Annotated in this window: 11 protein-coding genes; 1 reads left to right on the top strand and 10 read right to left on the bottom strand. The window is 60.6% G+C overall.

The features are described 5' to 3' along the window. Window positions 1-126: 126 nt before the first annotated feature. The 3 genes from AADA04_RS09895 to AADA04_RS09885 are packed head-to-tail and all read right to left on the bottom strand — an operon-like array spanning window position 127 to window position 3724. The gene (locus AADA04_RS09895) at window positions 127-768 is read right to left on the bottom strand and encodes a hypothetical protein (protein WP_340693098.1); all 642 of its coding nucleotides are present in this window, start codon (window positions 766-768) and stop codon (window positions 127-129) included. Between the two features lie 2 nt (window positions 769-770). Then, the gene (locus AADA04_RS09890; RefSeq protein ID WP_340693097.1) at window positions 771-1403 is read right to left on the bottom strand and encodes a hypothetical protein; all 633 of its coding nucleotides are present in this window, start codon (window positions 1401-1403) and stop codon (window positions 771-773) included. Window positions 1404-1405: 2 nt separating this feature from the next. Continuing rightward, window positions 1406-3724 (bottom strand): S8 family peptidase, encoded by a 2319-nt coding sequence (locus AADA04_RS09885; protein ID WP_340693096.1) that lies wholly within the window; start codon window positions 3722-3724, stop codon window positions 1406-1408. A 6-nt stretch (window positions 3725-3730) separates the two neighbouring features. On the opposite strand from AADA04_RS09885, the gene cobB reads away from it, so the two are divergent. After that, window positions 3731-4534 (top strand): Sir2 family NAD+-dependent deacetylase, encoded by an 804-nt coding sequence (gene cobB, locus AADA04_RS09880; protein WP_340693095.1) that lies wholly within the window; start codon window positions 3731-3733, stop codon window positions 4532-4534. Between the two features lie 25 nt (window positions 4535-4559). Here cobB and AADA04_RS09875 read toward each other — a convergent pair whose 3' ends face one another. From AADA04_RS09875 to AADA04_RS09845, 7 genes are read right to left on the bottom strand one after another with little or no spacing between them, the layout of a single operon-like run. Then, a complete protein-coding gene (locus AADA04_RS09875; RefSeq protein ID WP_340693094.1) occupies window positions 4560-4889 on the bottom strand; it encodes a hypothetical protein in 330 nt (109 codons plus the stop codon). 7 nt (window positions 4890-4896) lie between these two features. Continuing rightward, entirely contained in the window at window positions 4897-5970 is a 1074-nt protein-coding gene (locus AADA04_RS09870; RefSeq protein ID WP_340693093.1) for a flagellar type III secretion system protein FlhB, read from the bottom strand. A gap of 8 nt (window positions 5971-5978) precedes the next feature. Continuing rightward, a complete protein-coding gene (locus AADA04_RS09865) occupies window positions 5979-6734 on the bottom strand; it encodes a flagellar biosynthetic protein FliR (RefSeq protein WP_340693092.1) in 756 nt (251 codons plus the stop codon). Then, window positions 6734-8812, bottom strand: coding sequence for a flagellar biosynthesis protein FlhA (locus AADA04_RS09860; protein ID WP_340693091.1), 2079 nt, complete (start codon window positions 8810-8812; stop codon window positions 6734-6736). The genes AADA04_RS09865 and AADA04_RS09860 overlap by 1 nt, the downstream gene beginning before the upstream one ends. Window positions 8813-8820: 8 nt before the next feature. Beyond that, window positions 8821-9084 carry a flagellar biosynthetic protein FliQ gene (locus AADA04_RS09855; protein ID WP_340693090.1) on the bottom strand — a complete coding sequence of 88 codons (264 nt, stop codon included), beginning with the start codon at window positions 9082-9084 and terminating at the stop codon, window positions 8821-8823. Window positions 9085-9099: 15 nt separating this feature from the next. Next, complete coding sequence (locus AADA04_RS09850; protein WP_340693089.1) at window positions 9100-9396, bottom strand: flagellar hook-basal body complex protein FliE; 297 nt, start codon at window positions 9394-9396, stop codon at window positions 9100-9102. A 17-nt stretch (window positions 9397-9413) separates the two neighbouring features. Beyond that, window positions 9414-9797 (bottom strand): flagellar basal body rod C-terminal domain-containing protein, encoded by a 384-nt coding sequence (locus AADA04_RS09845; RefSeq protein WP_340693088.1) that lies wholly within the window; start codon window positions 9795-9797, stop codon window positions 9414-9416. Window positions 9798-9804 lie beyond the last annotated feature (7 nt).

Genomic DNA, 9804 nt, shown 5'->3' with positions numbered 1-9804 from the left:
GGATTGCAGGGCCCGGTTCGGGGGTGGCCGGTGTCGGACCGCCGTCCCCCGGAAAGCGGATGAAGTCACATCCGGCCAGTCCGGACAGGGCGACAGCCGCCAGAATGAACGAAGCCTTTTTCAGCATCAGCGTGTCCCCGCGATGACCAGTTTACGGGCGATTTCAAGCGCCTCGTCCTCTCCGATACAGGTCGGGGCCTCGCCCGAACTGTTCTTGCATTCAAACTCGATGAGATAGTCAGCGCCATAGCGCGAGAAAGCGACCTGGGCGCCGGACGCGGTGGCCTCGAACGTCGGCTCAGTGTCGGTCGACGCGGCGCTCGACTCGCGGGCACCGACGATTTCGTTCGTGCCGTTGACGATGATGTCATAATCAATTCCGGGATAGGCCGCGAAATAGCCGTCGCTCATCGGCTGGAATTTGACGCCGCCTTCCGCCGATTGCGGCACGACGATGCCGGTGGGCAGCAGGACGGGCACGGGCGCGGCTTCTGCGCCGGACTGGACCTGGAAAGCGCCTGCGCCGCGATCGTCACTTGGCACGGAAGCCATGTCGCGTCGGGCGGCCTCCCAATCGATCATGGCCGTGCTGGCAACAGCCTCTGGTCGCACCCGCGCTTCGATGTCGGCAGATGAGCTATCCGCCGTTGTCGCCGGAGCTGCCGCAACCGTGGCATCAGGCGTGGGATCCGGCCCCTTGAGACGGTCACAGCCCGTCAGGGCCAAAGCCAATACGGCCGCAAGAGCGAGCATGCTGGACGTGTTCATTGTCAGTCTTCCTTCCCGGGTTGGGCGATATAGTCGGGATCGGCATAGGCGACCCCGTCCACAGCCATGATTCTCTCCTGCACCGAACGGATCGCCGCGCGGGTCGGTTCCACGCCGGGGGGCATTTGATAGGCAAGCCTGATTTCGCCGGAATAACTGGCCCCGACGAGGACGAAGTCTCTCAAGGCCGGCGTGCGCTGGACATAATCGGCAAAGGCCTGCTCGGCGGCTGCCGGATCCTTTTTGTAGAGGCGTCCCACCGAATCAATTTCCGGCGACCCCTTGATGCGTACGATGAAGGTGACTTCGACCCCAGTCGCCTGCGCTGTGATCACGCTTTTCGGAACCTGCGCAGGCTGGATGATGGTCTCGCCAGACAGCGGGGCCTCTTCAGTATCCAGTGGCGCAGGCACATCCTGAAGCGCGTCAGTCGGCGAACCGGCATCCCGGTCGACGCGGGTGTCGGGCAGTGAAGCCGGCACCGCATCCGATACGCCAGACAAGGTCACACTCGGCTGGTCATCGTTTTCAGGTGAGCCCGCCAGAACGAACAGGCCCGTCGCCCCCGCAAGCAATGCGAGGCCCGCCAGACCGAGCGGGCCGCCAAAATGAAACGGGGAGCGAATGCCAACCATGCCTATTGAGCACCTCCGCCGGTGCTCAGCGGCGGCACGTTTGCGAGATTCAGCAAGCCGCCGCACGGACGCGCGCACATGTCCGGACTGCCGGGGATCGGCGTCGTGCCGGGATAGGCTGAACAAGCGCCCGCACACTGTAGCGGCTCACGTTTGTCGAGCGCCGCAATCAGCGTGGCCTTCAGCTCTGACGGGGTTGCATCCGGCTGACGCGCCTTGAGCAGCGCGAGGGCTGCAGAGACGTGCGGGGCGGCCATGCTGGTGCCCTGCTCATAGGCGTAGAAGCAGGTGTCCACGCCTTCACCGGTGACCGGGTCATAGCAATTGGTCGCCGCCTTGGTCGACAGAACACCGTCCGGACGGCCATCGCCATTGTCGTCGCGGGTCAGGTCGCCGCCCGGTGCGATCACCGTGACGTTCGGACCGAAGTTCGAATAGGGCGCGATCTGGCCACGGGCATCGCCTGCCGCCACCGAGATGACATTCTGGCAGCCGCCGGGGGCATAATACTGTGTCGAGACACGGGCATTACCCGCCGCAGAGACGACGATCACGCCGCGATCGACGACGGAGTCGATCGCATCCTGCAGCGAGGCCGGGCAGAATTCGAACAGGCCGATGGACAGGTTGATGATGTCCGCCGGATTGTCGTTCCAGACCTCGTTGCCAAGCGCATCTTCGCCGGGAATCAGGCCGCCCGCCCAGCGGATGGCATCATTGATATCCGACAGGCGACCACCGCATTTGCCGAGCGCCCGCACCGGAACGATCTTCACGTTCCAGGCACCGCCAGCGACGCCGGTTGCATTGTTCGACGCCGCCGCACCGATCGTGCCGGCAACGTGCGTGCCGTGGAACGTATCTGCGGCAAAGGGCTGTGACGGATCACACATGTCGCCCGGATCGTTCGCGTCATTGTCGCGTCCATCGCCATCATTGCCCATGCGCGGATCGGAAACCATGTCCCAGCCTGCGGCCACGTTCGGCGAATCCTTGATGTCCGGGTGCTGCATCTGCAGGCCGGTATCAACCACGGCGACAACGACCTGGTCCGAGCCTTCATTGGCCTGATGGGTCCAGAAATCCTGGAAACCCGCACCACCAGCCGACTTGCCTTCGCCTGTGCCGTTGTTCTGGAAATTCCATTGCAGGCTCCAGAGCGGGTCATTGGGCGTGACGTCGGTCAGCGTGACAGGCGTTGCCGGCGTGTCGCCCGGGACCGTTCCCGTGGTCGGTGTCGTGCCGGGCGTGGTTCCGGGATCGGTAGGACGTGGACGCCTGACGAACTGGTTCTCAAAAATGAAATCCTTCTCGACATATTCAAACTGGCCGGATGCGCGCAGGTCTTTCACGATACATTCTGTCGCCATGGCGGCATTTGACTGGATGGTGACAAGATCAGCCGTGTCAGGGCAGCCTGCGCCGGAATCGACCGCAAGATAGCTTGCCTGCAGCCGGGCGGCGGCATCTTCCGGGCTGAAACGCGTCGGGTCTGCGCCATCCGAACCGATCTGGATAACCATCTGGCCTTCGCGCGAGAGGGCGACCTGACCGTCCATGCCGTATTTTGTGAGGGTGTCGAGCATGACGGAATTGGCGTCCTGCTGCTTGCGGATAGCGTCACCCGAGATCACCGACCGGCGGGCCAGCTTTTTGGCCGCTACGCGCCGTGTCTCCGGGACAGCTTCCATCGAGCGAGGGGCGAGGCTGCGCGTGCGCGCCTGCGGGACAGGCTCTTTGGCTGCCGTGCGTTCAAGTTCCCGGGTCGCGTTGGCGATCTGGTTCTGCGATTCCTCGGGCGCAGCCGGGTCAAGCTTGACCGTCGGCATCAGGCGCGCTGGCCGTACCAGGCTCCTGGATTCGACTGGTGCAGGCGCGGCAACCGGCGCGTCAGCGTCACCGCCTGCCGCTGCAGGCGCTTCCTCGACCATCGCCATCTCGGGTTCGACTTCCTCGAACAGCTCGTCTTCTTCCATCATCAGCGCGTCTACTTCATCGAAGGCGACGGTCTGGATATCCTTTGGCTTGGCGATAATCGAGCCAATGGCAAACTTGGCCCTTTCGCTTTCGGCCTGAAAAGCGATGTCATTGACCAGCGTGCCGGCAATGGCGCGGTCCATGACGGAGGCGGCGAGCAGTGTTTGATCGGCGCCGGGTTCGACGACGGCGCGACCGCTAATCTGATCGAGTGTTGCGTCGGCGAGTTCACGGGCGCGTTCGAGCCGTGTGCCCTGCTGGTCACAGGCCGCTAGCACGAGTAGACTGGCCAGAGTGGCGCCAATGGCGAGTTTCGTGGTTTTCATGGTCAGGTTCGGCAGCATGTCAGAATGTCCCCTTACAATTGCCAACGTAGCCCCCGGTCCCCTAAATTAACCGTGTGTTTAGATTATGACGAGGCCTCCCACATGTCCAATGCTTACGCGCAGCGCGGTGTCGTTGTGCTTACCGGTGCGGGGATATCCGCCGAAAGCGGCCTCGGCACGTTCCGCGATGTGGATGGCATCTGGACGAAATACCCGCTTGAAGACCTTGCCACGCCGGAAGGGTTTGCCCGCAATCCGGCCTTTGTGCACGGGTTCTACAATGCCCGACGGGCGCAGCTGAAGACGTCCGAACCGAATGCAGCCCACCTGGCCCTTTCGCGCCTTGAAGCGGCCATGCAGGCATCCGGGCGCCGGTTCACCCTCGTGACGCAGAATGTCGATAATTTGCACGAGAAGGCCGGCAGCCAGAACGTGCTGCACATGCATGGCGAGCTGTTGAAGGTTCAGTGCGAGGCCTGCGGGTCGGTCGTAAGATGGCCGGGCGATATCGGCGTGGAGACCGCCTGCCCTATCTGTGAGGCTGTCGGCCTGATGCGCCCCCATGTTGTGTGGTTCGGCGAAATGCCACTCCACATGGACGAGATCGAAGCGGACCTGGCGCGAGCAGACCTGTTCGTGTCGATCGGCACCAGCGGCAATGTCTACCCCGCCGCAGGCTTCGTCCAGATGGCGCGGCGGGCGGGCGCACGGACGCTGGAACTCAATCTCGAGCCATCAGATGGGGCGAGCTTTTTCAATGAGGCGCGCTATGGCAAGGCGAGCGACCTGGTGCCGCACTGGACGAACGCGTTGATGGCCCTTCTGTAGCCGGGCCTGACTGACAGCGCAGATGCTATATCTTCATATTCTTCAGACGGTCCTCGGAATCGAATGCGCGCTTCAGGACGTCATGGGCGCTGCGAAGATTTGATTCTTTTTCGGTCACCGTGGCGCGCACCGTTTCGATATCCTGAATCAGTTTGGAGGCGTGACCGTTCTTCAGCGAGAGCAGGAAGGTTTCTGGCTCGCCATGCTGGCTATCCAATATTCGAAGCGACTGTTCGAGACGCCTAGCTTCCGCATCGACCCGATCACGGTCCTGTTTCGCAAGGTGGAAATCCTGCTCGGCTTTCTGGCGCTTGAGCGACACGATTTTCTGCAAGTCCGGTTTACGTTTGGCCATGATGTTCTCACATATGCTTGCGCACACTTTCCACAAAGTTGATGGCTGCGGCGACGGCGGCGAAATGTTCCGGATGAATTTCGGCGTCCACATCCACGAGCTTGTAGATTGACCGCGTCGATGGCGGATCCCGATATATCGGGACATTGTTGGCGATGGCGATTTCCCGGATCTTCGCGGCAAGGTGATCCATGCCCTTTGCGACGCAAACCGGTGCGAGATTGTCGTCAGGGTTCCACCGGAGCGCCACGGCATAATGCTGAGGGTTGACCATCACGACGGTCGCCTCTTTGACATTCTGCAGCTGCTGCCCCTGCGTTATCCGCGCACCCGCCTGGCGCCGCTGTTGTTTCAACTGCGGATCGCCTTCGCTCTGCTTCATCTCCTTCTTCATCTCTTCGCGAGACATTTTCAGCTTGTTCTCGTGAATGCGCCGCTGCAGCGGCAGGTCAAGGACGGCCAGCACGAGCTGGAACAGAAGAAACCACATGATCAGCTTGAGCGCCTGGCCGAACGTGAACGATGCGAAGTGACCAAACTCGATGGCGCTACTGGCATAATAGTCCGTCGCCAGCTGGAACAGGAACACGACCGCAATGATGCCGGCGAACCCCAGTTTGACTGTGTCCTTGAGAAAGTCTGTCAGGCCTTTCATTCCGTAGCGCTTCTTCAGGTTTTCGACCGGAGAGAGCTTCTTCATATCCATCTGGATTTTCTTGAAGGAAAACGAGATGGACCGCTGGATGACGAGCGCTGCGAGGACAACCGCCGCGAGGATCAGGAAGAGCAGGCCAAACTGCACGAGCAGGCTGTTGATCCAGCTCCTGGTCTGGCCGCCACCTCCGGTGAACACATCGTTTGCGTAGGCGTCAATATGATAGAAAAACCCGGAAAAATCGTCGAATACAGTATTACCGACAACGCCTTGCAGCACGACGCCCGCACCCAGGATGCCAGCGATCAGGGCGAACGCATTCGCCTCCTTTGACTGCGGAACATTGCCCTCGTCACGCGCCTGCTGGCGTTTCGTGTCGGTGGCATCGAATTCCTTTTCGCCGCTGTCGGATTCCTGATCGGCCATGCGCTACCCTACATCCATCCCACGATCTGGATCACCCGGTCTTTCCATACAACCAGGAGCCCGCCAACTGACAAGGCCAGCAGGATCGTCCCGCCACCGATCATGAGCGGCGCACCGACAAAGGCGACCATCAGCTGTGGCAGGGCCTTGTTGATGAAGCCGAGGCAGATATTGTACAGCAGATTGACGGCGACAAATGGCCAGGCCAGCAGGACCGCAAAGCCTACAGCCGAGAAACTTCGTTGAATCAGCATGTCCCAGTCGAGGGCCGAGAGCGCGCCAACGGGTATGTCAGTATAGAGGCGTATCAGTGATGCAATGGCGTTGAGGTGAAAGTCCGCCGTCAACAGGATTGCGGTGCCCGCCATTGATAACAGGCTCGCCGTGAGGCTCTGGGCTTCGCGCTCGAGGGCAACGCCCAGAAGCTGTGACAGGCCGATCGATTGCGAAATGATCGTACCGGCAATGCTGAGCATCCACACGGATACACGCAAGATGGCCCCGAGGCAGAATCCGATCGTAAGTTCGCTCAACAAAAGCGCGCCGTAGCCGGACAAGGACTCCAGGGATGGGACGGCAACAACACCTGTGCTGGCCAGCGCCATCGCGATGGCGAGCAGGACCATGAGGCGCAATTGCATCGGGATGATCTGTTCGCCGATTCCCGGCATGAAAAAAATCACGAAGGACAGCCGCGCCACGACCAAAAGGAACATCGCCAGCAGGGGCGCCAGCTGACCTGCCAGTGACGCCAGGTCGGCCATCAGACAACGCCGATTATATACGGCTTGGTCTTTGCTGTGATTTCTTCGTAGGCCAGAACCGAATTGCGAATGCCTTTGCTCGCAAGCACCGTCTGCAGGAAGCGCCGACGCCGCGACGACGTCGCCACGGAGGCGATCACGCCCTTCTTCGCCGCATCGTTCAATTTCGACTGCACTTCATTGGTCAGCTCGCCGAACATTTCGGGCGGCAGCGCGATGTCGCTGCTGCCATTCTCATTGTTGACCTCATACTGGGTGAACTTCTGCTCCCAGGCGGTAGACAACTGGACCAGTGGCAGGCGGCCCTGGTCGTCCTGAAGCCGATCCACGATCTGGAAGGCCAGCCGCTGGCGCACAAGCTCGACAATGCGTGGCAGGCCCGGCGACGAGGCTTTGACTTCAGCAATGGCCTCGATGATGAGAAACAGGTTGCGGATCGAAACGCGCTCCTCGAGGAGCAAGCGGACGACCGACAGCAGCATTTCGGGCGTGACCTTTGCCGGGATATATTCATCAAGGAAGCGTCGGTTGGCGGCGGCACGGTCGCTATCGCTGACGGTCGTCAACGCATCGAGCGTGTCGAGCATGACCATTCGTGTAAAGACCAGCGCGAAGTTGGACTGGATCACTTCGAGCATGTGCGTGGCGAGGACTTCGATTGGCTCGACGACCGGGATGCCGGCTGCGGCCAGCTCCTGCTTCTTGCTGTTGGGCAACCAGCGGGCGGCCGCCTTGTAGACCGGCTCCTTGACCTTCTCGCCTTGCAGCTGCGGCGACTGGTCGTCTTCCATGAGGGCGAGGATGGAGCCCGGACGCAGCATGCCGGAATCAAGCCGAACGCCCTGGATACGGATCCGGTATTCGTTCCGCTTCAGTGTCGGATTGTCTGTCATGCGGATCGCCGGCAGGACGAAGCCATACTCTTCCGCGATATAGCGACGGATCTTGTGAATCCGGCTTTCGAAACCGTTGTCGCCGAGCAGGACGAGGTTGACCAGGTCCGGGGCCACTTCGAGGTGGATTTCGTCGGAATGGATGGAATCGCCGAATTTTACAGGCTCGTCGACCACCAGTTCCGGCACTTTTTCCGCTTCTGCTTCTGCCTCGCGACCTTTCCGGCGCACCAGGACCGACGCCGTCGCAAAGCCTGCCGACGCGAGCATGAATGGCACGAACGGAAGCCCCGGAAACAGCGCAAACACAAACAGGATACCGGCGACGATCATCAGCGCCGCCACATTGCTGCCGAGCTGAGCCACAAGCGCGAGGTCGATGGCGCCTTCCTCACGTCCCTTGGACAGGAGCAGGGCGGATGCGACGGACACGATGACTGCAGGGACCTGCGACACAAGACCGTCGCCGACCGTGAGAATTGAATAATTGCTCAGGGCCTCGGAGAAACTGAGGTGGTGGACCGAGAGGCCAATCGCGATTCCCGCGACAAGGTTCAGCGCCGTGATCATCAGGCCGGCGATCGCGTCACCCTTGACGAATTTCGATGCGCCATCGAGGGAGCCGAGGAAAGCAGCTTCTTCCTGTTCCTTCTGACGCCGCTTCTTCGCCTCTTCGTGCGTAATGGCACCCACGGCAAGGTCGGAGTCGATCGCCAGCTGTTTGCCGGGCATGGCATCGAGCGCAAACCGCGCACCCACTTCGGCCATACGCCCGGCGCCCTTGGTGATCACCATGAAGTTGACGATCACGAGAACGCTGAACACGACGAGGCCGACAAAAAGATTGCCGCCCATGATGAACATGGCGAAGCCTTCGATGACACCGCCCGCGGCCTGGGTTCCCGTATGGCCCTCACCGATGATCAGCTTCGTCGACGAAACGTTCAGCGCCAGGCGCAGGATCAGGGACGCGAGGAGCACACTCGGAAAGGACGAGAAGTCCAGCGGGCGCTCGATGAATACCGAGGTGGCAAAGATCAGGATCGCGAAGGCGAAGGACATGGTCAGGCCGACATCCATCACCCATGCGGGGATCGGAAGGATCATCACGAGGATGACCAGCATCAAGCCGATGGCCAGGAGCGACGTCGGCCGGGCCAGGCCAAAATTGTTGGATGTCTCCACGGGGCGACCTATCGGGAAATGAACGGCAATACCGAATTATTGAACAGGTCTACGCAGATCCTGGTCATGTATCCGAGCGAAAGAAAAAATACGATTATGACCGCCAGGATCTTTGGGATGAAGGTCAGGGTAACTTCCTGGATAGACGTCAAGGCCTGCAGCAGGCCGATGGCAAAACCGACGACCAGCGTGACTGCCAGAATTGGCATCGCCATCATCGCCGCGCCCCATATATGGGCCCGCAATACCTCGAAGATTTCGGCTTCGGACATAACGACCCCTTGCCCTTAAACAGGCATTCTCAGCAGTTCCTGATAGGCTTCGACAACCTTGTCCCGGATGGTGACAGCGGCATCAAGCATCAGTTCCGCGTTTGCCAGCGCTGCCACCATGGCATGGGGATCCGCGCCCGAAACGGCCGTTTGCATTGTGGTCGTTTCCGCCTGCTGCAGGGCCGCCCGAAAATCCGAGACGCCTTCGGCAACGACGTTCTTGTCAGCGTCTGCCTTTCCCACACCCTTGGCGGTATCCGCTGGCCGCGTGGTATTCAGAGCCGTGTAGGCATTGAAACTTACTGTAGACATGACTTCACATTGCCTCTCTAGCGACGCAGAATATCAAGCAGAGACGTGTACATCGAACGCGCCTGCTGGAACGCGTTGAGGTTGGCTTCATAGGTGCGATTGGCGCCCCGAAGGTCGGCCATTTCCATGATCAAAGACACATTCGACATCGTCACATAGCCATCCTGGTCGGCCATAGGGTGCGACGGATTATAGTCGCGCTGCCCCGGAGTCTCGTCGAGTATCTGCTTCATCGCCGCGAATTGATCGGCCGAGGTGCCCTGCGGATCGACGACGAGCATTTTTTTCCTGTAGCCAGGCGTATCGACATTGGAGATGTTCTCGGCGGCAACGGTAATCCGTTGCGACTCGAGCTGCATCCCGGAGACGGCCTGCTGCATAATTGCCTTGAGAGGATTCATCGTCTTC

Source organism: Hyphomonas sp. (genome assembly GCF_037969335.1).
In the GTDB taxonomy this organism is placed as follows: domain Bacteria; phylum Pseudomonadota; class Alphaproteobacteria; order Caulobacterales; family Hyphomonadaceae; genus Hyphomonas.
The sequence above is the reverse complement of the archived record's forward strand: the minus strand, read 5'-3'. Positions and strand labels throughout refer to the sequence as shown.

Excerpts from the sequence above, each read along its gene's own strand:
- AADA04_RS09895 (WP_340693098.1), bottom strand. The coding sequence starts at position 768 with ATGAACACGTCCAGCATGCTCGCTCTTGCGGCCGTATTGGCTTTGGCC.
- AADA04_RS09890 (WP_340693097.1), bottom strand. The coding sequence starts at position 1,403 with ATGGTTGGCATTCGCTCCCCGTTTCATTTTGGCGGCCCGCTCGGTCTG.
- AADA04_RS09885 (WP_340693096.1), bottom strand. The coding sequence starts at position 3,724 with ATGCTGCCGAACCTGACCATGAAAACCACGAAACTCGCCATTGGCGCC.
- cobB (WP_340693095.1), top strand. The coding sequence starts at position 3,731 with ATGTCCCCTTACAATTGCCAACGTAGCCCCCGGTCCCCTAAATTAACC.
- AADA04_RS09875 (WP_340693094.1), bottom strand. The coding sequence starts at position 4,889 with ATGGCCAAACGTAAACCGGACTTGCAGAAAATCGTGTCGCTCAAGCGC.
- AADA04_RS09870 (WP_340693093.1), bottom strand. The coding sequence starts at position 5,970 with ATGGCCGATCAGGAATCCGACAGCGGCGAAAAGGAATTCGATGCCACC.
- AADA04_RS09865 (WP_340693092.1), bottom strand. The coding sequence starts at position 6,734 with ATGGCCGACCTGGCGTCACTGGCAGGTCAGCTGGCGCCCCTGCTGGCG.
- AADA04_RS09855 (WP_340693090.1), bottom strand. The coding sequence starts at position 9,084 with ATGTCCGAAGCCGAAATCTTCGAGGTATTGCGGGCCCATATATGGGGC.
- AADA04_RS09850 (WP_340693089.1), bottom strand. The coding sequence starts at position 9,396 with ATGTCTACAGTAAGTTTCAATGCCTACACGGCTCTGAATACCACGCGG.
- AADA04_RS09845 (WP_340693088.1), bottom strand. The coding sequence starts at position 9,797 with ATGAATCCTCTCAAGGCAATTATGCAGCAGGCCGTCTCCGGGATGCAG.